General features: G+C 64.6%; 23 protein-coding genes. 9 read left to right on the top strand and 14 right to left on the bottom strand.

The genetic code is table 11. The features are described from left to right. The first annotated feature begins 191 nt into the window (after positions 1-191). Positions 192-1607: a glycogen synthase GlgA gene (gene glgA, locus JQ621_RS22215; RefSeq protein WP_212236807.1), complete on the top strand. Its 1416-nt coding sequence runs from the start codon at positions 192-194 to the stop codon at positions 1605-1607. A gap of 4 nt (positions 1608-1611) precedes the next feature. Here glgA and JQ621_RS22210 read toward each other — a convergent pair whose 3' ends face one another. Next, positions 1612-2559 carry an oxygenase MpaB family protein gene (locus JQ621_RS22210; RefSeq protein WP_212236806.1) on the bottom strand — a complete coding sequence of 316 codons (948 nt, stop codon included), beginning with the start codon at positions 2557-2559 and terminating at the stop codon, positions 1612-1614. Positions 2560-2708: 149 nt separating this feature from the next. Between JQ621_RS22210 and JQ621_RS22205 the strand changes: the two genes are divergently transcribed. Then, positions 2709-3632, top strand: coding sequence for a LysR family transcriptional regulator (locus JQ621_RS22205; RefSeq protein ID WP_212236805.1), 924 nt, complete (start codon positions 2709-2711; stop codon positions 3630-3632). 11 nt (positions 3633-3643) lie between these two features. Here the strand turns inward: JQ621_RS22205 and JQ621_RS22200 are convergent, their stop codons facing one another. Both JQ621_RS22200 and JQ621_RS22195 read right to left on the bottom strand, forming a co-directional pair. Next, positions 3644-4786, bottom strand: coding sequence for a patatin-like phospholipase family protein (locus JQ621_RS22200; RefSeq protein WP_212236804.1), 1143 nt, complete (start codon positions 4784-4786; stop codon positions 3644-3646). 70 nt (positions 4787-4856) lie between these two features. Beyond that, the gene (locus tag JQ621_RS22195; RefSeq protein ID WP_212236803.1) at positions 4857-5681 is read right to left on the bottom strand and encodes a 3-hydroxybutyrate dehydrogenase; all 825 of its coding nucleotides are present in this window, start codon (positions 5679-5681) and stop codon (positions 4857-4859) included. A 204-nt stretch (positions 5682-5885) separates the two neighbouring features. Between JQ621_RS22195 and JQ621_RS22190 the strand changes: the two genes are divergently transcribed. Continuing rightward, positions 5886-6773, top strand: a complete 888-nt coding sequence (locus tag JQ621_RS22190; protein WP_212236802.1) for a LysR family transcriptional regulator — start codon at positions 5886-5888, stop codon at positions 6771-6773. Between the two features lie 26 nt (positions 6774-6799). Here the strand turns inward: JQ621_RS22190 and JQ621_RS22185 are convergent, their stop codons facing one another. After that, positions 6800-7516: a peroxiredoxin-like family protein gene (locus JQ621_RS22185; RefSeq protein ID WP_212236801.1), complete on the bottom strand. Its 717-nt coding sequence runs from the start codon at positions 7514-7516 to the stop codon at positions 6800-6802. Between the two features lie 251 nt (positions 7517-7767). Between JQ621_RS22185 and JQ621_RS22180 the strand changes: the two genes are divergently transcribed. Both JQ621_RS22180 and JQ621_RS22175 read left to right on the top strand, forming a co-directional pair. Continuing rightward, positions 7768-8250: a cupin domain-containing protein gene (locus tag JQ621_RS22180; protein WP_212236800.1), complete on the top strand. Its 483-nt coding sequence runs from the start codon at positions 7768-7770 to the stop codon at positions 8248-8250. Between the two features lie 104 nt (positions 8251-8354). Next, entirely contained in the window at positions 8355-9557 is a 1203-nt protein-coding gene (locus tag JQ621_RS22175) for an MFS transporter (protein WP_212236799.1), read from the top strand. Positions 9558-9633: 76 nt separating this feature from the next. Here JQ621_RS22175 and ccoS read toward each other — a convergent pair whose 3' ends face one another. The 10 genes from ccoS to JQ621_RS22125 all read right to left on the bottom strand — a co-directional run bounded on the left by ccoS (position 9634) and on the right by JQ621_RS22125 (position 19063). Further along, positions 9634-9816 carry a cbb3-type cytochrome oxidase assembly protein CcoS gene (gene ccoS, locus JQ621_RS22170; RefSeq protein WP_212236798.1) on the bottom strand — a complete coding sequence of 61 codons (183 nt, stop codon included), beginning with the start codon at positions 9814-9816 and terminating at the stop codon, positions 9634-9636. After that, a complete protein-coding gene (locus JQ621_RS22165) occupies positions 9816-12005 on the bottom strand; it encodes a cation-translocating P-type ATPase (protein WP_212236797.1) in 2190 nt (729 codons plus the stop codon). The genes ccoS and JQ621_RS22165 overlap by 1 nt, the downstream gene beginning before the upstream one ends. A 9-nt stretch (positions 12006-12014) precedes the next feature. After that, complete coding sequence (locus tag JQ621_RS22160) at positions 12015-12503, bottom strand: FixH family protein (protein ID WP_212236796.1); 489 nt, start codon at positions 12501-12503, stop codon at positions 12015-12017. 15 nt (positions 12504-12518) lie between these two features. Then, the gene (ccoG, locus tag JQ621_RS22155) at positions 12519-13985 is read right to left on the bottom strand and encodes a cytochrome c oxidase accessory protein CcoG (RefSeq protein ID WP_212236795.1); all 1467 of its coding nucleotides are present in this window, start codon (positions 13983-13985) and stop codon (positions 12519-12521) included. A 124-nt stretch (positions 13986-14109) separates the two neighbouring features. Further along, positions 14110-14985, bottom strand: coding sequence for a cytochrome-c oxidase, cbb3-type subunit III (ccoP, locus tag JQ621_RS22150; RefSeq protein WP_212236794.1), 876 nt, complete (start codon positions 14983-14985; stop codon positions 14110-14112). A 6-nt stretch (positions 14986-14991) separates the two neighbouring features. Next, positions 14992-15156, bottom strand: a complete 165-nt coding sequence (locus JQ621_RS22145) for a CcoQ/FixQ family Cbb3-type cytochrome c oxidase assembly chaperone (protein ID WP_027558455.1) — start codon at positions 15154-15156, stop codon at positions 14992-14994. Positions 15157-15170: 14 nt separating this feature from the next. Continuing rightward, positions 15171-15905, bottom strand: coding sequence for a cytochrome-c oxidase, cbb3-type subunit II (gene ccoO, locus JQ621_RS22140; RefSeq protein ID WP_212236793.1), 735 nt, complete (start codon positions 15903-15905; stop codon positions 15171-15173). Positions 15906-15915: 10 nt separating this feature from the next. Beyond that, entirely contained in the window at positions 15916-17565 is a 1650-nt protein-coding gene (gene ccoN / locus JQ621_RS22135) for a cytochrome-c oxidase, cbb3-type subunit I (RefSeq protein ID WP_212236792.1), read from the bottom strand. 204 nt (positions 17566-17769) lie between these two features. After that, the gene (locus tag JQ621_RS22130) at positions 17770-18195 is read right to left on the bottom strand and encodes a CBS domain-containing protein (RefSeq protein WP_212236791.1); all 426 of its coding nucleotides are present in this window, start codon (positions 18193-18195) and stop codon (positions 17770-17772) included. A 34-nt stretch (positions 18196-18229) separates the two neighbouring features. Then, positions 18230-19063 (bottom strand): universal stress protein, encoded by an 834-nt coding sequence (locus tag JQ621_RS22125; protein ID WP_212236790.1) that lies wholly within the window; start codon positions 19061-19063, stop codon positions 18230-18232. Between the two features lie 204 nt (positions 19064-19267). Between JQ621_RS22125 and fixL the strand changes: the two genes are divergently transcribed. The 4 genes from fixL to JQ621_RS22105 all read left to right on the top strand — a co-directional run bounded on the left by fixL (position 19268) and on the right by JQ621_RS22105 (position 22784). Continuing rightward, positions 19268-20782, top strand: coding sequence for a sensor protein FixL (fixL, locus tag JQ621_RS22120; protein ID WP_212236789.1), 1515 nt, complete (start codon positions 19268-19270; stop codon positions 20780-20782). Between the two features lie 3 nt (positions 20783-20785). After that, positions 20786-21403 carry a response regulator FixJ gene (gene fixJ, locus JQ621_RS22115; RefSeq protein WP_212236788.1) on the top strand — a complete coding sequence of 206 codons (618 nt, stop codon included), beginning with the start codon at positions 20786-20788 and terminating at the stop codon, positions 21401-21403. 133 nt (positions 21404-21536) lie between these two features. After that, positions 21537-21959 (top strand): response regulator, encoded by a 423-nt coding sequence (locus JQ621_RS22110; protein WP_212236787.1) that lies wholly within the window; start codon positions 21537-21539, stop codon positions 21957-21959. 126 nt (positions 21960-22085) lie between these two features. Then, positions 22086-22784, top strand: coding sequence for a helix-turn-helix domain-containing protein (locus JQ621_RS22105; protein WP_212236786.1), 699 nt, complete (start codon positions 22086-22088; stop codon positions 22782-22784). Positions 22785-22792 lie beyond the last annotated feature (8 nt).

Raw genomic sequence — 22792 nt, 5'->3', positions numbered from 1 at the left:
GCCACGTCTCCCCGGCGTCCTTAGGAACAAGCGATGTTCTGCGTTGTTGGTTGACCGACCCTAGAGGGCGGCGGCCGAGTAGGAAAGTCTTTACCGAACCGATGCGTCTCGCGTGGGGCTTGAGATAATCCAAAGACAACTGGACCCGATCTTGCATAGCAGCAATCGGGATCGGATGAGGGCATCAGTTCTTGAGGGTCTTATTCGTTACGACAGAGATGGACGACTTCGTCCGCGTCGGCGGACTGGGAGCCGTGTCCGCCGCCCTCCCTCGAGCCCTCCGCCCTTTTGCCGATATCCGGATCATGCTGCCCGGCTATCGCGACATCATCGAGCAACTCACCCATATTCAGATCGTTGGACGCTGCCCGGCCTTTGCGGAGATGCCGGCCTGCTCGCTCGGCCGGGCCGCGACCAAGGACGGCCTGCCAGTCTACGTGCTGTTGTGCTCACAACTCTACGACCGTCCCGGCAACCCCTATGGCGATGAGTCCGGGCGCGACTGGCCAGACAACGACATCCGCTTCGCGCGCTTTGCCTCGGCGGCCGCTGAGCTTGCCATGGGCAACCTGGACAAGAATTGGGCAGCAGACCTGATCCATGCCAACGACTGGCAAGCCTCGCTCGTACCGGCCTACCTTGCCTGGCGCGGCGCCAGGCTGCCGTCGATCCTCACCATCCACAACCTCGCCTATCAGGGTCTCTTCCCGAAGGAATCGTTACGCCGGATCGGCGTCCCCGAAAGCTCCTTCCACATCGACGGTGTCGAGTTCTACGACCAGCTCTCCTTCCTCAAGGCCGGCCTCGTCTATGCCTCCCACCTCACCACCGTCAGCGGGACCTATGCGCGGGAGATCACGACGGAGGAATTCGGTTGCGGCCTCGAGGGCCTGCTCCGCGTCCGCTCGGATGCATCCGAGCTGACCGGCATCCTCAATGGCATCGATGAGAGCTGGGATCCGCGTTCCTGCGCCCAACTCGCGCAGCAATTCGGCGCCGGCGACTGGGCCGGCAAGAAGGCCAATGCGGACTATGTCCGCAAGCAGTTCGGCCTCGCAGTCTCGCGCGGGCCGATGTTCGCGATCGTCGCGCGCCTCGTGCACCAGAAGGGCATTGACCTCGTGCTCTCTGCCGCGGACGAGATCGTCGATGCCGGCGGGCAGATCGTGGTCACCGGTTCCGGCGAGCCGGCGCTCGAGCAGGCCCTGATCGACGCCCATCGCCGCCGCCCCGATGCCATCGGCGTCACCATCGGCTTCAACGACGCGCAGGCAAGGCGCATCTTTGCGGGCAGCGATTTCACCTTGATGCCGTCGCGCTTCGAGCCGTGCGGCCTCAGCCAGATGTATGCCCAGCGCTTCGGCTCGCTGCCGATCGGCCACCAGACCGGCGGCCTCGCCGAGACCATCACCGACGGCGAGACCGGCTTCCTTTTCTCGAGGCCGTCGCACGAGTCTTTTCTCGGCGGTGTCCGTCGCGCCTTCGCGGCGTTCATGGCCCAGGACCAGCTCGACACCATGCGCCGCAGCGCCATGGGCCGATCGTTCTCCTGGAGCATTTCGGCAGGAAGCTACAGCGCGCTGTATCGCAAGCTGGCGGCGGTGTGAGGCCTTACTTCCTGCGCGCATCCATCTGCGGCCGGCCGATCCAAACGCGATTGAGGCAGCGGGTCATCCAGTCGGGCCGAGCCTCGCCCCGCAATCGCGCCTGCGCTTCGTGGTAGGGACTGGCATAGCGCAGCCTGTCGGGCAGCATCGGATAGACGCGCCGGATCCATCGCAGCGCCGTGTCGGCGGACCTTGCGTCCCGCGCGTCGAGCGCAAGGCCGAAGCCGGCGCGCAGGCGCTCCGGCAGCATCTTTGCTGTGTGCGCCCGATACCAGCGCGGCGGCCGCAACCAGGGCCGCGCGCCGCCAAGGATCTGCGCAGCGATCTCGCGCGCAGCCGGACTGACGGTCAGCGTCTGCGACTGCATCATCTCCGCCGTATAAGCCTCAAAGCCACCCCAGTCCGCCGGCAGATCGTCGCTCGTCAGTCCGAACAGCGCGCCATAGGTCCGGCTCTCGGCCCAGTAGCGTTCGCGCTCGTCCACCGAGAGCGGCGGCAGCACCAGATCGTGCGCCATCAGCGCCGACGAGACCAGCGTTGCATGAACCCAGCGCAGCGACGGGATGTCGTTGGCGCAGTAGCGCGATCCGGCCGCGAACGGGCCGACGGTCTCGGGCATCTCGCCCACGATCATGGTGTGACGCCGGTGCAGCTGCCGGGCCGACAGCAGCGCCCGGTCGAGCGAGCCGAACACCATGGCGAAGACGATATCGAAGGTGCGATGGAAGCGCCCGATCGGATCGGCAAAGGTCGTCGAGTGCTCGGCAATGGCGGCGGCAACCCAGGGGTGCGCGAGCTGAAGCAGCAGCGCGGGGCCCGCGCCGAGGAAGATGACGGCCTCCCGGTCGATCCGCCAGGTCAGCGAGTCCGGACCGAACACGCCGGCAATCGGCCCGGCCGCCGCGGCCCGGACCTCGGCGAGAGCCGTCTCCAGATCGTTTTCGGACACCAATTTGCTGCGCCTTTCGATCGCGACAGAGGGCCGACAATCCGCAAACCCTGTGGCAATTCGATGAAGCGCGCGTAACAACCTCCGCGCCCCGGACGAATATCCTCGCAGGATTTCAGGGCCGCTGCGGCCCGCTGCAATGAGCGGAATTCATGGAGCTGCATCAGGTTCGGTATTTCCTCGCCGTCTGCGAGGAGCGGAATTTCACGCGCGCGGCCAACAAATGCCACGTGACGCAGCCCTCCCTCACCCGCGCCATCAAGCTGCTCGAAGCCGAGTTCGGCGGCCTTCTGTTCCACCGGCTCCGGCCGAGCGCGGCGCTGACCGAGCTCGGCAAGGTCGTGCATCCCTATCTCCAGTCGATCTGGGATCAGGCGGCGGCCGCACGGACCGAAGCCCGGGCCTTCGTCGCCGCAAGGCCAAGGCAGCTGAAGCTCGCGATCATGTGCACGATCGCGCCAAAGCTGCTGATCCGCCTGTTCGAGCGGTTCAGGGCAGCGCATCCCGACATCAGGCTCGAGCTGATCGACGGCACGGCGGTCTCTGTCGAGGAGCGTCTCATCGTGTCCGAGACGGAGGCCGCGATCTATTGCCGCCCCGACCGCCCGCAGGATCCCCGCCTGCATCGTCTCCCGCTGTTTCGCGAGCAGATGATGATCGTGCTGCCGCAGAGCCACCGGTTCGCCGATCGCCACGCCATTCGCGTCGACGACCTTCAGGGCGAACCCTATGTGGAGCGCGCGGCCTGCGAGTTCAACGGCGTCGTCGACGATATCTTCATCGCACGCGGAGTGGATTGCGACACCGTCTATCGCAGCGATCGCGACGACTGGGTGCTCGCCATGATCGCGAGCGGGTTCGGATTCGGCTTCTTCCCGCGCTACTCGATCGACCACGCAGGCGTCGTCGCCGTTCCGATGGTCGATCCGGAATTCTTTCGCGACGTCAGCCTGATGACCGTGAAGGGCCGCCCGCATTCGCCGGCGGTCGGCGCGTTCCTGCACGAGGCGATGCGCTCGGTCTGGCCGGACGGCACGCCGGTCGCCGTGCAGAGCCACAGGCATTCGCGCGACTAGCTACGCAGCTGCTACTCCGCGGCCAGCGGCATCTCGTCGATATGCTCGTGCAGCACCACGCCCGACAGCGGATCGAACTCGCCGACCCAGGGCGCCCGCGCCAGCGCAGAGCGGGTGTGGGCATAGCCGGCATTCCAGCGCCGCGTGATTCCTGACGGGCTGAAGTCGATGTCCTTGGTGTGGGTCTCCTGCTCGAGCTGCGGTGACAGCAGCCGCACGACATGCATGCGGGTCGAGCAGCCGTAGCCGATCAGCTCCTTCACTGCGGGGTCGCTGCGTTCGCTCTCCGGCAGCCGCGCGGCGAGCTGCTTGATGACGTGGCGCAGGCGGTGCGCCTGCTGCTGGCGGACGATCTGGCTGGCGATGCGGCTGGAATATTGCACGTCCTTGTGCCGGTTCAGCACCTCCGCCATCGTCGTCGGCTCGGCGCCGACCGGATTCCACAGATGCACGGAGAAGATCAGCGAGTCTCTGCGCGGATTGTCGTCGAAGACGGCTTCGGTTGGCGTGTTCGACAGGATGCCGCCGTCCCAATAGAGCTCGCCGTCGATCCGCACCGGCGGAAAAGCCGGCGGCAGCGCGCCCGAAGCCATCACGTGCTTCACCGTGAGCTCGCCGTCGCGGCTGTCGAAATAGCGCATCTGGCTGGTGCCGACATGCGCCGCACCGACCGTCAGGCGCGGCGCGCAGCGATTGGCCAGATCGAAGTCGACCAGCTCGAGCAGGGTCTTCTCCAGCGGCGCGGTCGAATAGAAGCCGGCCCGGTCGGCTCCGAGCGGATAGGACTCGCTGACATGCGCCAGCGGATTGGGCCGGAAGAAGCCGGGAACACCGTGGGTAACGGTCGACCAATAGGCCAGCTTCTCGTTGAAGCCGGGAAACACACTGCCCGGACTCCAGACCGGCTTCTGCTCCATCCGCTTCCAGAATTCCCTCAAACGCGAAAGCCGGTGCTCCGGCGCGTTGCCGGCGATCAGGCTCGCATTGATGGCGCCGATGGAGGTGCCGATCACCCAGTCCGGCTCGACGCCCGCCTCGTGCAGCGCCTGGTAGACGCCCGCCTGATAGGAGCCGAGCGCGCCGCCGCCCTGAAGCACGAGCACGATCTGGCCCGGGAGCCCCTTGACCTGTGAGTTGTTCTGCGTGCCGCTCATGGTTCGCTCCTGATCAGCCTGCCCTGCCCGAATATTCGCCGTTCGCAGTGATTTGTTACGCCGGCTCATGTTAATGCGCGGTCCAGCCGCCGTCGACCGGCAGCGCAACGCCGGTGATCGAGGCGGCCGCGTCGGTGGACAGGAAGACCGCGAGCGCGCCGAGCTCCTCGACCGTGACAAAGCGCTTGTTTGGCTGCTGCGCCAGCAGGACGTCGCGGATCACCTGATCGCGGGAGATGCCGTGGGCCTTGGCCTGGCCGTCGATCTGCGCCTCGACCAGCGGCGTATGGACATAGCCAGGGCAGACGGCATTGCAGGTGATGCCGTCCTCGGCCGTCTCCAGGGCCGTCACCTTCGTGAGGCCGACGATGCCGTGCTTGGCGGTGACATAAGCGGCCTTGAACGGCGAGCCGACGAGGCCGTGCGTGGAAGCGATGTTGATGATGCGGCCAAAACCGTTCTGCCGCATCGCAGGCAGCGCGAGCCGCGTCGCATGGAAAGCCGAGGACAGGTTGATGGCGAGGATCTGGTCCCATTTGTCGACCGGAAACTGGTCGAGCGGCGCCACGTGCTGGATACCGGCATTGTTGACGAGGATATCGAGCCGGCCAGCCTCCGACACCGTCGCCGAGATCATCTCGGCGATGGCTTTCGGCCGGGTCATGTCGGCAGGCGAGTAGCTCGCCTTGACGCCGAATTCGGCGGCGATCTGCTCGCGGGTGCGGCCAATCTCACTGGCAACGCCAAGACCGTTCAGCACGATGTCGGCCCCGGCCGCAGCCAGCGCACGCGCAATACCGAGGCCGATGCCGCTGGTCGATCCGGTGACCAGCGCGATCCTGCCGGCCAGCACACGTGATGAAACGGTCGTTTGTGTCTTGATCGGGATATTCATGATCACACCTCATTCGGCATTTGGTCATTCGGCTGTGGCCGGCGCGACGTTGCGTCGTGGCTGCACCGAAATGTGAGGCATCATCAAGGTCCGTGGAAATGCCCGTTGGCTTCCAAGTCCATACGTCCGCGCTATCGCAAGCGGGATGTCATTTCCGGTCCCGATCGGCTAGATTTCGGGCCGATCCTGCTGGGGAGCTGATCCATGGAAATGCACCAGGTCCGCTATTTTCTCGCAGTGGCGCAGCTGTTCAATTTCACGCGCGCCGCGGAGGAATGCAATGTGACGCAACCCTCGCTGACGCGTGCGATCAAGCAGCTCGAGGCCGAGCTCGGCGGCGACCTGTTTCGCCGCGAACGGCCTGCGGCGCAATTGACGGAGCTCGGCGAGCGCATGCATCCGCTGCTGAAGCAGTGCTATGACGCCGCGATCGGCGCGCGCTCGCTCGCCTCCTCGTTCAGGAGCGGCGAGGTCGGTGCATTGCGCATCGCGCTGACACATTCGATCGACCTGTCGTTGCTCATTCCGCATCTCAAGGAGATCAGGCGGCAGTTCAACCGGCTCGATCTCCGCTTCCTGCGCGGGACGAGTCGTGAGGTCGGCGATTTCCTCAAGAAAGGCGAAGCCGAGCTCGGCATCGCCGCCGAGGTCGACGAGGCCTGGGACCGGCTCGACGTCTGGCCGCTGTTCACCGAACCGTTCGATCTCGTCCTCAATCGCGAGCACCGCCTTGCCGGCCACGACACGGTCGAGCCGGATGATCTGCGCGCGGAGCAATTGCTCGGCCGCAGCTACTGCGAGCATTCCAGGCGTATCTCGGCCAGTCTGCGCGAGCACGGCGTCGATATCGAGCATGGCCACGAGATATCGAGCGAGCGCGACCTGATCGAGCTGGTGGAAGCCGATATCGGCATCGCCATGATGCCGCGCACCTCACCGGTACCGGCGAGCCTGAAACGCACGGCGGTTGAAGGCCTCGACGCGCGCCGCACGGTCAGCCTCTACGGCGTGGCAGGCCGGCAGCGCACGGCGGTCGCCAACGCCGTGATGCGCGTGCTGCGCGGTGCGGACTGGCGAGAGATTGCCGGATAAGGCGCGGCGGCCAACGAGACGCGCTTTCAGCGCTCGCGGCTCGTGCTCTCCAAAGCCGCAAGCAGATCGTCGATCTCCATCCGCTTGCGGAAATCCGGATCGACGAAGCGAGACCTGACTGTCCCGTCGCGGCCGACGACGAACACCGCCGGGATCGGCAGCATCCAGCCATCATTGCCGTGGAATCTCGCCATGTCCTGATAGGACAACAGGCCCTGGATTTCGGTGCCAAGCCAGATCGCGAGGTTGAGCGACAGCGCGTAGCCATTGTCGAGATCGGTCAGGATCGGAAACGGCGCGTGCGACTCGGCCCTCAGCTGCTCCGTAAATTGCTGGGTCTCGGGCATGATCGCGACGACCTGCGCACCCATGGCCCTGATCTGCGCGTCGGCCTCGGCCACCGCCCGCATGTTGAGGCGGCAATAGGGGCACCAGTGCCCACGGAAGAACATCACCGCGACCGGGCCCTGCTCCAGCAGGGTCGGCAACGCGACGAAACGTCCGGTCTGGTCGGGCAGCATGAACGGCGGCATCGCGTCGCCCGGGCGCGGCGCGGTCTCGCCGCCGCCATTGCCGCTCAATCGCATCACCAGCCGATCGACCGCCGCGCCATAGGCCGGGAAGATCTCGCGGCTGGCATCGGCATAGGCCCGCAATTGCTCGTTCAAGGTCCCTTCCATCTCGCGACAGCGCTGGAAGGCGCGCTTGAGACGTTCGGCATCGGCTGGCGAAAGTGACGTCATCTCAGGCTCCCGCATCGGGGTCGCATTATTTTTGCGTTCCGCCCCTGGTGCAAGGGGTGACGTCTATCCAATGCCCGCTCCCGATCAGACGGAAATGCCGATCCCCAATCGGTTCGATAGCCGGCACGTATCAACATAGCGCGAAACTATCGCATCCAGAGCCATCAGGCATTTCCGAAAAGACGCCATATCGACCAAGCTTCTGTATAGCCCGCCACCACCGAGGTTGCGGTCAACACAGGAGATCTCCCATGTCCAAGCTTCCCGCGGCGTCAGGCCTGATCTGGCCGGGCCTCGCCATCGTCGGCGCATTGACGCTTCTCGCTCAGCCGGCGCGTGCCGGCGAATGCCCGGCCGACAAGATCAAGCCGAATGCGCACCAAATGGTCGACTACAAGCCTGTCGGCGTCACCGACACCACGCTTGGCGCGATCGACCTCGGCAAGCAGCCGGCCCATATCGAAGGCCGCGAGCTGCGCTTCCGCAAGCTCACGATCGAGCCCGGCGGCATCGTGCCCTGGCACAGCCACGACGACCGTCCGGCTCTGATCTTCGTGCAGCAGGGCGAGATCGTCGAATACGCCTCCAACTGCATCGATCCGATCATGCACAAGGCCGGCGACCTTCGCCCGGAAGTGTTCGGCACCTCGCATTGGTGGAAGAACCTCGGCAAGGAGACGGTCATTCTCTATGTCGGCGACGTTCGCAAGGATCCGAACGACCACAACATGTAACGGGTGCGTTTGCCCCAACGCACGCGTGACCGGATGTGGCGCCCGGGATCCCTCATGCTCCCCGGCATGCCTGGCGCCACATCCACCACAGGAGATGCCTAGCCATGACCGATCTGTCCGCACCCATCAAGCCGGCCGTGATCAGCATGGATGCGCATTCCCCGGGACGCGCGCTCCGCTCGCTCGTGATCGGGTTGACCGCATTCTTGACTGTCGTCGACCTCTTCGCAACGCAGGCGATCTTGCCCTCGCTGACCCGGCACTATGGCGTCACACCGGCTGCGATGGGCTTTGCCGTCAATGCCAGCACCTTCGGCATGGCGGTCGCCAGCCTCGTCGTCGGCTTCTTCAGCCCCCACATCGATCGGCGAAGGGGCATCCTGATCAGCCTGATGCTGCTGGCGATCCCCACGAGCCTGCTGGCATCGGCGCCCAACCTTGCCGTCTTCACCGCCTTGCGGGTCGCACAGGGCCTGTGCATGGCGTCCGCCTTTGCGCTGACGCTCGCCTATCTCGGCGAGCAATGCAGCGCCATGGATGCCGGCGGTGCGTTCGCCGCCTACATCACCGGCAACGTCGCGAGCAACCTGGTCGGCCGGCTGATCTCGGCCGCAATCGCCGACAGTCTTGGCCTTGCCTGGAACTTCTACGTCTTCGCGGCTCTCAATCTGGCCGGTGCGCTGCTGGTCTATTTCACCATTCAGCGGGTGCAGCCGATGCATGCCATGATGCCGGCCGGATCGCCGCTGGCGGCGACAACGGCGCATTGGCGCAATCCGCGGCTGCGCGCGGCCTTCGGCATCGGCTTCTGCATCCTGTTCGCCTTCATCGGCACCTTCACCTTCGTCAATTTCGTTCTGGTGCGGCCGCCGCTGTCGCTGGGCATGATGGACCTGGGTTTCGTCTACCTCGTCTTTCTGCCCTCGATCGTCACGACCCTGCTGGCCGGCAAGGTAGCCGCCTGGCTCGGGACGCGGCCCACGATCTGGGGCTCGCTTGCCGTCGCCGGACTGGGCTTGCCGCTGATGCTGGCGCCGCATCTCGGTGAGGTCCTCACCGGGATGGTCCTGGTCGGCGTCGGAACCTTTTTCGCGCAGGCCGCAGCAACCGGCTACGTCGGACAGGCGGCCACCGACAACCGTGGCATTGCCAGCGGAACCTATTTGGCCTGCTATTTCGGCGGTGGGCTCGTCGGCACCGCCGTCCTCGGGCGGATGTTCGACGCCTTCGGCTGGCACGCCTGCGTCGCGGGCGTCGGCGCAGCCCTCGGGGCCGCCGCCGTTCTCACCTTCAGCCTGAAGCGCTAGAGCGTTTTCGAGCGAAGCGGGCACCGGTTCGCGTCAAGAAAACCCGTCAAAACAAGATCTGGAGCCCGTTCCGATTTCATCGGAACGGGCGAGGCTCTAGCGCTTTTTCTTGTGCCGGCGGTTCGTCGTCGGCAATCGCCCGCCAGGCGGCGCCGTCGAGATCGTCGTATTGGCCACTGCGCAGCGACCACAGGAAGGCGGCAAGGCCCGCACCACCCAGCATCAGTGCCAGCGGCACAAGGATGACCAGGATCTCCATCACATGATCTCCCGCGAGGGGCTGCGGGCGCGCAGCGAATTCAGCATCACCAGGATCGACGATCCGCTCATGGCGGCCGCGGCGATCAGGGGCGTCACCACGCCGCTGATCGCGACCGGCACGGCCAGCACGTTGTAGCCAATCGCAAGCCAGAGGTTTTGCCGCATCAGGCGCAGCGCCCTGCGCGCGGAATCGATGGCTGCAACCACCGGCGCCAGCGGCCGGCCGAGGAAGACGAGATCGGCGGTGGCCTGGCTCAGATGCGCGGCCGAGATCGGCGACATCGAGACATGGGCGGCCGCCAGCGACGGCGCATCGTTCATGCCGTCGCCGACCATCAACACCTTCGTGCCGCGCCGCTTCAACTCCTCGATCCGCGCGATCTTGTCGGCCGGCGTGACACCGGCACGCCATTCGGCGATGCCGAGGGCGTCGGCCGCTGCGATCACCGCCGGCTCGCGGTCACCGGAGAGGATCTCGATGCCGATGTTGCGGTCCTTCAGGGCCGCGATCACCGCCTTCGCATCGGGACGCAGGCCTTGACGCACCGAGAGGATGAATTTTTCGGTCCCCATGCTGAAGGCCACGATCGAGGCTTCGGGATCGACCGTGGTGCTGCCGACGATCTGCTCGGCGCCGCAGAAGGACGGGCGGCCGAGACGAAGCTCGACGCCGTCCAGGGTTGCGTGCACGCCCTGCCCGGCCTCTTCGACCGCACTGAGAATCGGCGATGTCGCACCCGCGGCCTGCGCGACCGCTGCGGCGACCGGATGATGGCTCGACAGCGCAAGCCGGCCGGCGAGATTGAGGATATCAGCGGGAATGTCGGCCGCGTTCGTGACCTCGAGCGCCGGCAGCGTCAGCGTGCCGGTCTTGTCGAAGATGACATGGTCGACTTCGGCGAGGCGCTCGATGGCATCGCCCGAATTGAGCAAAACGCCGGACTTGAACATCGCGCCCGAGGCGATCGTCTGCACGGTCGGAATCGCAAGGCCGAGTGCACAGGGGCACGTGATGATCAGGACGGCAACGCCGGTGACGATCGCATCATGCCAGCTTGCGCCGGCGATGACCCAGCCGAGGATGGTGAGAAGCGCGGTCGCATGCACCACCGGCGCATAGAGCCGCGAGGCACGGTCGGCAAGCCGCATGTAGCGCGAGCGTGCCTGCAGCGCATTGTCGAGCAGCCGCGTGATCTCGGCGAGCAGCGTGGCTTCCGAGGCGGCTGAGACCCGCAGCCGCAGCGTGCCGGAGATGTTCATGGAGCCGGCGTAGACCGGCGTGCCGTGCTCCGCGGTGACGTAGAGCGTCTCGCCGGTGATCAGGCTCTGGTCGATCTCGGAACGGCCCTCGATCACGGTGCCGTCGACGGCGCAGCGCTCGCCGGGCCGCAGCAGCACGATATCGCCGGGATGGATCGCGGCGACCGGCACCTGCGAGATTTCGTCTGGTCCGACGAATTTCGCCGCGGTCTCCGCCTTCAATGCTGCGAGATTGCCGGCAACCGCGCGGGTCCGCCGCCGCATGTTCTGGTCGAGGAAGCGGCCGACCAGCAGGAAGGTCAGCAGCATGATGGCCGCATCGAAATAGGCGTGTTCGGCGTGGTTGATGGTCTCGACCACGGACATGCCGAGCGCAAGGCACACACCGATCGAGATCGGCACGTCCATGTTGGTGGTCTTGTTCGACAGCGCGCGCCAGGCCGAGCGGAAGAACGGCTGGCCGGCATAGGCCGCGGCCGGCAACGCGATCAGAGCCGACAGCCAGTGGAAGAAGTCGCGCTGCTCGGGCAGCATGTCCGAGACATTGCCCGACCATACCGGGATCGACAGCATCATCACGTTCATGGTGGCGAACGCAGCGACGCCGAGGCAGCGCAGCAGGAAGCGGGACTCTGCGACTTCTGTCGCCTCCGCGCTCTCGGTCTCGTAGGGATAGGCCTTGTAGCCGAGCTCTTCGAGGCGGTCGATGAAGCGGGCGGGATCGAGCGTTCCCCCTTTCCATTCCAGCGCGACGCGCCGGTCGGTGAGGTTCACACGTGCCAGAGTGACATCGGGGATGGCCGACAGTCCGCGCTCGATCTTGGCCATGCAGCCGGCGCAGTGAACGCCTTCGACCGCAAGATCGATGTGCTGGAGGCCCGCGCCTGCGGCGCGGACGTAGTGGGAGAAATCGCGCGTCACCTGCATGGCGAAACCTCAGTTCAGGATCACGCGGTTGCGCGACAGGAACACGCGCTCGCCGCCCTTGGCATCGCCCTCGATGATGAGCTCCCACTGGCCCGGCGCGACCGAGGCGGCGTTGCCGCGATAGATGCCGCTGCCGGCCTCCGCGAGTTCGACCTCAAGATCAGCACGCTTGTCGGTCGGCCGTTCCAGGCGGCCGCCGAATTTCAATCCCGTCACGGGCTGCCCTGCCGCATCGCGCGCCTCGACCTGAAGCACGGCATTGCCATCAGCACGTCGCTCGATATGCGCACTCACCGTCCATTTGCGCGCGGCCTGGTCCTGCGCCGCCGAGATCTCGCGGTCATAGGCGAGACCCGCCGCATAGGGGCTATCGACATCGGTGCCGGGCAACGTCGCGATCGCGAGCTTCATCATGGTGACGTTGACGCCGATCACGACGCCGAAGAAGGCGACCAGCATCAGGAACACTTTGGTTCCGGTCAGCGGCTTGGTGGCCATATCAGTCTCCTGCTCTTACGGCGCGACAAAATTGTCGGTGGTGGACGCGGCTTCGCCGAGCCCGATATCGGTGACGTGGAAGTGAACCGGGATCGACTTCTCCGGATTGCCGTCGGCCGGCGCGGTCACGAGCAGCCGCAGTTCGCTGGTGGAGTCGCGGGGGATCACGATCATCGGCCGGTCCGGCGTCACGGAATCCGCACCGACGACGTGAATCGTCGCATTGACCGGGCCGTCGATGTCGATCGCGATGACGCGGTCATGTCCGCTCTTGTTCAGCAGCCGGGCCGTATAGGCATTGCGGATCGAGCCGTCGCTGAGCTTGACCGCGACTGGATTGCGGTCGTGCAGCACGTTGATGTCGAGCAGGGTGCGGGTCGCCAGCACGTAGATCATGATGCCGCCGACGGCCGCGATGATCGCGCTGTAAGCAATGGTACGGGCGCGGACGATGCGATAGATCGGCGCCTTGCCCTCCTGGCGGCGGTGGATGTTGATATCGTTGTCATAGCCGATCAGCCGCTTCGGCCGGCCGATCTTGGCCATGACGTTGTCGCAGGCGTCGATGCAGAGCCCGCACTGGATGCATTCGAGCTGCGGCCCGTTGCGGATGTCGATGCCGGTCGGGCAGACCGCGACGCATTGGTAACAGTCGACGCAGTCGCCGACCTGCTGGCCGAGCGCGCGCAGCTCGGCGGCCTTCTTCACCGACGTGCGCTTCTCGCCCCGATCGTAGCGATAGGTGACGTTGAGCGCCCATTCGTCGGTGAGTGCGGCCTGGATGCGCGGCCACGGGCACATGTAGTTGCAGACCTGCTCGCGCATGTGACCGGCGAGCAGGTAAGTCGTGGCGGTCAGGATGCCGATCCAGATATAGGCGATCATGGGCGCCTGGAAGGTGATGAGCTGCTTCACCAGCGTCGGCGCATCGTTGAAATAGAGCACCCAGGCGCCGCCGGTCCACCAGGCGATCAACAGCCAGATCGAATGCTTGAGCACGATCTCGGAGATGCGCTCGAGCTTCATCGGGTCGGACGATTTGTCCTTCTTCATCCGCTCGCGCCGGTCACCCTCGATCAGACGCTCGACGGCGTAGAACACGTCGGTCCAGACGGTCTGCGGGCAGAGATAGCCGCACCAGATGCGGCCGCCGACCGAGTTCATCAGGAACAGCGTCACCGCGGCGACGATCAGGAGGCCGGTGAAGTAATAGACCTCCTGCGGCCACAGCTCGATGAAGAAGAAATAGAAGCGGCTGTTGGGCAGGTCGATCAGCACCGCCTGGCTGGGCGCACCCAAGCCTCTGTTCCAGCGCACGAAGGGCAGGAAGTAGTAGACGCCGAGACAGAACGCCATCAGACCCCATTTGATCCGGCGGAAGGTGCCGTGGACGCTCTGGGGATAGACCTTCTTGCGGGCCGCATAGAGCGGGCCGTAGTCGTCATCCGATGTGAGTTCGTTCGGGTTCACGGTCTTGTTCATCGCGCGGGGTGTCTCGAAACGGTGCGATTAAACCTAGACCCAGTGCCGCCGGGTCAGTTGATCCAGCGCAAACGGGGGCGATTTTGTTCGCCCCCGCCAGTCGCCGATCGTCGCTTTTTGCCGGCTATTTTCCGCCACCCAGCGAGTGGACGTAGACCGCCATCGCCTTGATGGTGGAGGGGTCGAGCCGCCCTTCCCAGGCCGGCATGACGCCGGCGCGGCCCTGGCTGATGGTCTCGATCAGGGTCGCCTCGTCGGAGCCGTAAAGCCAGATCTTGTCGGTCAGATTGGGCGCGCCGAGCTCCTGGTTGCCCTTGCCGCCATCGCCATGGCAGGCGATGCAGTTCTCGGCAAAGATCTTCTCGCCCTTGGCGGCGTCGTAACCATTGCGGGTCGAAAGGCCCGACAGCGAGCGCACGTAATTGGCGACCGTCACGATCTCCTCCGGTTTCAACACGCCGTCCTTGCCGAACGCCAGCATCTGGCCCTCATGCGCCTTGGCGTGGCCCGAGCGCGCGCCGAACTGGATGGTCTGCATGATCTGCTCGAGCGTGCCGCCCCACAGCCAGTCGTCGTCGTTCAGGTTCGGAAAACCCTTGGCGCCGGCGGCGCCGGATCCATGGCAAGGCGCGCAATTGTCGCCGAACACGGTTTTGCCCTTGGCGCGTGCGAGCGCCAGCAAGGCCGGGTCCTTCTCGATGTCGGCGAGCGAGGCCGCGCCCAGCGCCACCATCTTGTCGCCCCGGATCTTGTCGAGGTTGGCGAGCTCGACCGCGACGTCGGCGCGCGAAGAGTAGCCGAGCACGCCGCGCGTGTTGCTGGAGATCAGCGGCCAGGCCGGATAGACGATCCAGTAGCCGATCGCCCAGATGATGGTGAGGTAGAACGTGATCACCCACCATCGCGGCAGCGGCGTGTTGAGCTCCTTGATGCCATCCCACTCATGTCCGGTCGTGGACCTGCCGGAGACGGAATCGATTTCATTGTGATGATCGGTCATGATCTCTTACTCCTCCCGCAACGGCAGGCGGGCTGCCTCGTCGAACGCGGCCTTGTTGCGGGGCCAGAATGCGTAGGCGATGATCGCGAGAAAGATCGCGACGAAGACCGGCGTCCAGATCGTGGTCACAAGACCGGACGCGAGATTGTCGAGTGTCAGGATGGCTTTCATCGGTGGATGCCTTCTCAGCGAAGATTTGCTTTCTCGTTGTAGATCTTGAAGTCGACCAGCGTGCCGAGCATCTGCAGGTACGCGATCAGCGCATCCATTTCGGTCGGCGTGCCGGTCTTGCCGTCGAAATTACGCACGACAGCCTTGGCGTAGCGCTTGGTGAAGGCGTCGGCGCCGGCATTGTCAGGATCGGCCTGGGCCTTCATGTCGGCCGCAGCGTTGGCGATTTGGTCGTCGGTGTAGGGAACACCGACGGTCCGCAGGGTGCGCATATGGTCGGCGATCGTGTCAGGATCGACCTCCGTTTGAGCCAGGAACGGATAGCCCGGCATCACCGATTGCGGCACGATCGCGCGCGGATTGGTCAGATGGGTGACGTGCCAGTCGTCGGAATATTTGGCGCCGACGCGGGCAAGGTCAGGACCGGTGCGCTTCGAGCCCCACTGGAACGGGTGGTCGAACATGCTCTCGGCGGCGAGCGAGAAGTGGCCGTAACGCTCGACCTCGTCGCGCAAGGGACGGATCATCTGCGAATGGCAGAGATAGCATCCCTCGCGGACATAGATGTTGCGGCCCGCAAGCTCCAGCGGCGTGTAGGGCCTGACGCCGTCGACCACCTCGATCGTGCTCTTGAGGTAGAACAGCGGCGTGATCTCGACGAGACCGCCGATCGCGATCACCAGCAGGATGCCGACGACCAGAATGATCGAGTTCTTTTCGAAGACTTGGTGGCGTGTCCAGAACGACATGGGAGGCTCCTCATTCCGCCGGCTGAAGAGCGACGGGCATCTGGACTTCCTGCTCGCCGACGCGAACCGTCATCCAGAGGTTATAGGCCATGATCAGTGCGCCGATCAGGAACAGCGCACCGCCAGCGGCGCGAATGACGTAGAAGGGGTGCATCGCCTCGACGGTCTCGATGAAGGAATATTCGAGGAAGCCGAGCGAGGTGTAGGCGCGCCACATCAGGCCCTGAAGGATGCCGGACACCCACATCGCCGAGATGTAGAGAACGATGCCGAGCGTGGCGATCCAGAAATGCCAGTTGACGAGCTTCAGGCTGTAGAGCCCCTTGCGATTCCATGCCCACGGCACCAGGCAGTACAGCGCGCCGAAGGAGACGAAGCCGACCCAGCCGAGCGCGCCGGAATGGACGTGGCCGATGGTCCAGTCGGTGTAGTGGCTGAGCGAGTTCACCACCTTGATCGACATCATCGGACCTTCGAAGGTCGACATGCCGTAGAAGGCGACGGAGACGACCAGCATGCGCAGCACGGGGTCGGTGCGCAGCTTGTCCCAGGCGCCCGACAGCGTCATCAGGCCGTTGATCATGCCGCCCCAGGATGGCATCCACAGCATGATCGAGAACGTCATGCCGAGCGTCTGCGTCCAGTCGGGCAGAGCCGTGTAGTGCAGATGGTGGGGGCCGGCCCAGATGTAGAGGAAGATCAGCGCCCAGAAATGGATGATCGAGAGCCGGTACGAATAGATCGGCCGCTCCGCGCGCTTCGGGATGAAATAGTACATGATGGCGAGGAAGCCGGCGGTCAGGAAGAAGCCGACCGCGTTATGGCCGTACCACCACTGGAACATCGCATCCTGGATGCCGCCCCAGGCGATGTAGGACTTCGAACCGAAGAACGACACCGGCAGCGCGGGATTGTTGCCGAGGTGCAGCACTGCGATCGTCACGATGAACGCGAGATAGAACCAGTTGGCGACAAAGATGTGCGGTTCCTTGCGCTTGATGATCGTGACAAGGAAGACCAGCAGATAGGTCACCCAGACGATGGTGAGCCAGAGGTCCGAGTACCACTCCGGCTCGGCGTATTCCTTGCCCTGCGTCACGCCGAGCAGGTAGCCCGTGCCCGCGATCAGGATGAAGAAATTGTAGCCGACGACGACGAACCAGGGCGCGATATAGCCTGCGAGCCGGACGTGGCAGCTCTTCTGCACCACATAAAAGGACGTCGCGAGCAGCACGTTGCCGCCGAAGGCAAAGATCACGGCCGAGGTGTGCAGCGGCCGGAGACGGCCGAACTGGATCCAGGGCAGATCGAAGTTCAGCGCGGGCCAGGCGAGCTGCGAGGCAATGATCAGGCCGACCAGGAAGCCGGCGATGCCCCAGAACATGGCCATGAAGGACGAGAACTTGATGGGGCCCATATTGTAGTTGGGCCGGCCGTTGATCTCCGCGGCAGGCAAGGCTGCCGGGCGGTCGTAGTAATTGTTGATGATGAAGAACACCGCGGCCAGGCTCGCCGCCGCACTGAGCGCTGCATGGAATGCGAAGGGCGCGTCAAGCGCCTTGGCGGAGGCGACCACGCAGAGGAAGGCCGTGACCGCGAAGATGAGCGCCAGGCCACTTTCGCCTGCAGTCATGGTTTTGGAGATGGAGGGCTGGGGCATCGCGGATTCTCTCTGAAAGAACACGCCGCCAGAAACCACATTCACCCTCGCGGGGAATTGATTGAAATCAAGACGAGTGGATTTCTGTTAATGTGCGACCGATGCTGATCGGCAAGCGATCTCAGCCGTCTGAACACCGCGCCAAGCCCGTTGCGGGTCGCGGCTCCCCGGAAAATCAGGGAGCCTGGAATTCTTGATTGATCGTCAGTCGGCCGAGGTCGCCTTGAGCGCCTTGATGACGTCCTCGCGCGCGATGATTCCGACCAGCTTCTGGGCGCCGTCGAGCACGATGATGCTGCGGATGCGGTGCTCGACCATGATCTGGAGCACGCGCGTCAGGCGGGTATCGGGGCTGACATAGATGAACTCCGGCGTCATGACGTCGCCGACCTTGCGGCTCATCAGGTCGTGATAGCGCGGCAGCATCTGGCTCGGCGTGAAGGCAAAGCACTTCAGGATGTCGAACTTCGTGACGATGCCGACGACCTGCCCCTCGTCCGCGACCGGATAGGAGTTGAAATCGTCCTGCTCGAACATCTCGCTGAGGGCGAGCATGTCCAGGTTGCGCGTCACCGTCCTGACGCCGCGTGTCATGTAACCGTCGACGGTCTGCTCAAGGAATTTGTACACGGCGCGTCCTCATCGATTTGGCTTCGTCTTGCCGTCAGTGCGATAGCAGCACGCATCGGGCCGTTTGCGTGACCAGATACTGGGTGACACCGCCGAGGATCAACTCGCGGAAGCGCGAATGACCGTAGGCGCCGGCAACGATCAGGCCGGCTCCGACATCGCCCGCAATCCGCTCCAGTTGCACGGCGGCGGTTTCGTTTCCGGCCAGTTCCGACACGCGCGCCGTGGAGGTGACGCCATGGCGGGCGAGCCAGGCGGTGACGTCGCTGACACGCGCCGCCACTTCTGCGCGGTCGTCGCCTTCCTCCGGAATCTCGACGATGGTGATGTCCTTTGCCTTGCGCAGCATCGGCAGCGCGTCGACCACCGCGCGGCGCGCCTCCGGCGTGTCCTTCCAGGCCACCAGCACGCTGCGCAGATCGAGCCAATCGGCTCGATCTGGCACGACCAGAAGCGGCCGACCGGCCTGCATCACCAGATCCTTCGGGCTTGCCAGCGAAAAGGCATCGGAGAAGGCCGGGCTCTCCCCCCCGCTGACGATGATGTCGGCGCAGCGCGCCTGCGACAGCACGAACCGGGCCGGAAAGTCCAGGGCGCTGCGCCACTCCACGCGCCCGCCGCGCGTCTTTGTCGCGGCGCGGAACTCCGCCTCCAGATCGGCCAGGCGCCGCTTGACGGAGGTCTCCTCCTGATCGATCAGGCGCTGGGCCTCGGTTCCGTCGGTGAAATAAAGCGGCGAGGCGAATTGGGCTGCGGCAACCCCGACGATTGTGGCCTCGAATCGGTCGGCAAGCTCGCCAGCGGCCTGGAGGCGCGCATGATTAGGCTGATTCAGCGCCAAGCTGACCATTACGGTGGCATAGGTCATTCGGGTTCTCCCGTGGGGGTCTTGCAAAATTGTAGGCCCTCCTCCGCGTTACGGGATGAGGTAGATCAAAAATTCAAGCTGTCCTTTGGTGCGCATTCGCCTTTAGGCGAACATGGCCAACCTTGCCGCAAGTCCTGCCTTGCGCGACATTGCCCCGGCCGTAACCTCATCCGCGGCCGCCGAAAACACGATTGGAGCCATCACTTGTCACCGACGCGTGTGACGCATCAACCCGACGACGGTCGCGGCGAGCATTTCCGGGTCCTAATCGAGGGATTCGGCGTCGGTACCTGGGATCTCGATCTCACGACCTACGATCTGGAGTGGTCTGAGACGGCCAGAACGCTGCTCGGGATCGAGCCGGGGCGACCGGCGAGCTATGAGCTCTTCCTGTCGCGCCTCGAAGCCAACGACCGCACCCGCGTGGAAGACGCTGTCAGGAAAGTGTCAGAAGGCGCCGGTTTCGACGTCTCCTTCAGGGTTGCGGATCCTTCAGGTCGCGGGCACTGGATTCGGGCCCGCGCGGGCGTCATTAGCGACGATGCGGGCGCGGCCCGTCATCTGAGCGGTATCTTCCTCGACATCGACCAGGAAAAGCGTGTCGAGGAAGCGCTGCGCACGCGTGAGACCCACCTCCGCTCCATCCTGCACACCATTCCCGACGCCATGATCGTCATCGACGGCCACGGCGTCATTCAGCTCTTCAGCACGGCCGCCGAGCGGCTGTTCGGCTGGGCCGAGCATGAGGCGATCGGCCAGAACGTCAGCATCCTGATGCCGGAGCCGGACCGCACCCGCCACGACGGCTACATCGCGCGCTATCGCTCGACCAGTGATCCGCACATTATCGGCATCGGCCGCATCGTCACCGGCAAACGCCGCGACGGCACGACATTCCCGATGCATCTGTCGATCGGCGAGATGCAGTCGGGCGGCGAGCCCTATTTCACCGGCTTCGTTCGCGACCTCACCGAGCACCAGAAGACCCAGGCCCGGCTGCAGGAATTGCAGTCCGAGCTCGTCCATGTCTCGCGGCTGACGGCGATGGGCGAGATGGCCTCGGCGCTGGCCCACGAGATCAACCAGCCCTTGGCGGCGATCAGCAATTATATGAAGGGATCGCGGCGGCTGCTCGCCGGCAGCACCGATCCCAACGCCCCGAAGATCGAAAGCGCGCTCGATCGCGCCTCGGAACAGGCGCTGCGCGCCGGCCAGATCATCCGCCGCCTGCGCGATTTCGTCTCCCGGGGCGAATCGGAGAAGCGGGTCGAGAGCCTGTCGAAGCTGATCGAGGAAGCCGGCGCGCTCGGCCTTGCCGGCGCACGCGAGCAGAACGTGCAGCTTCGCTTCAACCTCGACCCGGACGCCGATCTCGTGCTTGCCGACCGGGTTCAGATCCAGCAGGTCCTGGTCAACCTGTTCCGCAACGCGCTGGAAGCGATGGCCCAATCGCCGCGGCGGGAGCTCGTCGTCACCAACACCCCCGTCGCCGACGACATGATCGAGATCCAGGTGTCCGATACCGGCCCCGGATTCCGGGACGACGTGTTTCCCAACCTGTTTCAGACTTTCTTCACTACCAAGGACACCGGCATGGGCGTAGGACTGTCCATCAGCCGCTCGATCATCGAGGCTCACGGCGGGCGCATGTGGGCCGAGGGCAATGCACCGGGCGGGGCGATATTCCGCTTCACCCTCCCAGCAGCTGACGAGACCTGAGCCATGACGACCAAGGGACATGTTTACGTCATCGACGACGACGAGGCGATGCGGGATTCGTTGAGCTTTCTGCTGGACTCCGCCGGTTTCGGCGTCAAGCTGTTCGACGATGCGCAGAGCTTCCTCGACGCCCTGCCCGGCCTCGCCTTTGGCTGCGTCCTCTCCGATGTGCGCATGCCCGGAATCGACGGGATTGAGCTTCTGAAGCGGATGAAGGCGCAACACTCGCCCTTTCCAATCCTGATCATGACCGGCCACGGCGATGTGCCACTGGCGGTCGAGGCGATGAAGCTCGGTGCGGTCGACTTCCTCGAAAAGCCCTTCGAGGACGACCGCCTCACCGCCATGATCGAGACCGCGATCCGCCAGGCCGAGCCAGCGGCCCAGAACGAGGCGATCGCGCAGGACATTGTCGGCCGTGTTGCATCCCTCAGTCCCCGCGAGCGCCAGGTCATGGAAGGACTTGTCGCGGGGCTCTCCAACAAGCTGATCGCCCGCGACTACGATATCAGCCCTCGCACGATCGAGGTCTACCGGGCCAACGTGATGACCAAGATGCAGGCCGGCAGCCTGTCGGAACTGGTGCGGCTGGCGATGCGCGCCGGCATGCTGAAGGATTGAGGCAAACGGGGTTGAGGCAGGTCCGGTTAAGGCAGGTCCGGTTAAGGCAGGTCCGGTTGAGGCAGTTCCGGTTGAGGCAAATCCGGTTGAGCTAAGTCAAAATGGGCCGATCCGCCTGTGCTATTTGATAGGAATGATCGGAATCGGCTCGCATCATCAGCGGTTACCAATGGTATCCTTGGCACAGCCCATCGTCTACGTGGTCGACGATGATGATGCCGTGCTGGGATCGCTGCGCTTCCTGCTGGAAACCGACGGCTTTGCCGTGCGGACGTTTCGGAACGCCACGGCGCTGCTCAACGCGCCGAGTCTGCCCGGCGCGGATTGCTACGTGATCGACTACAAGATGCCCGACATCAACGGCATCGAGCTCGCCGGCAAGCTGCGCCAGTCCCATGGCGGTACTCCGGTGATCCTGATCACCGGCTATCCGGATGGCAACATCTCGGCGCGGGCCGCCGCCGCGGGCGTACAAGACGTGATATTGAAGCCGCTTCTCGACGAAAACCTGGTCAAACGCATCCGCCACGCCATCCAGAGCAGGCGCGGAAACTAGATAGGCTCAGACCCTCCGGCCGACCTACGGGATTCTACGTAAGGGTTACCCCTTAAGATATCTCGCGAAATTTTCGAAGCACCCGATACCGCGTATCAAAGCGCCATCACAACGGAGATGGCGCAAATGCTGACGCAGACTCTCAACACCCAGGCGATCAACACCCAAATCGGTGGCAAGATTGCCCCGCCCCCTTCCGTCTCCGATCAGTTCGGTGCGGTCACCGGCCATGTTGGTCTGGTCGCCACCGAGTTCTCCTACCGCAAGGACGAGGAGATCTACGGTGAGGACGAGCCCGCCGAATATGTCTACCAGGTCGTTTCCGGCGCGGTCCGCACCTACAAGCTCCTCTCCGACGGCCGCCGCCAGATCGGCACCTTCCATCTTCCCGGCGACGTGTTCGGCCTCGAATCCGGCGCCACCCACCGCCTTGCTGCTGAAGCCATCATCGACACCAATGTGCGCCTGGTAAAGCGCGCCAGTCTGGAAAAAGCCGCGGGCACCGACGTGCAGGTCGCCCGCCAGCTCTGGGCCATGACCGCCGGCGAGCTGCGCCACGCCGAAGACCACATGCTGCTGCTCGGCCGCAAGACCGCGATGGAGCGCGTTGCAACCTTCCTGCTCGAAATGGATCGCCGCCTTGCGGTCGCCGGCATGATGGCATTGCCGATGTGCCGTCGCGATATCGGCGACTATCTCGGCCTGACCCTCGAGACCGTGTCGCGTGCGCTGTCGCAGCTTCACAGCCAGGGCATCCTCGGCTTCTCCGGCGCCCGACAGATCGTGCTGCGCAACCGTCAGCGGCTGCACAATCTCGACGCCTGATCGCTTTG

Origin of the sequence: Bradyrhizobium manausense (assembly GCF_018129685.1) — a bacterium.
GTDB classification, from domain to species: Bacteria; Pseudomonadota; Alphaproteobacteria; order Rhizobiales; family Xanthobacteraceae; genus Bradyrhizobium; species Bradyrhizobium manausense_D.
Note: the sequence above shows the minus strand (reverse complement) of the source record. Positions and strands in the feature narration are given on the sequence as shown.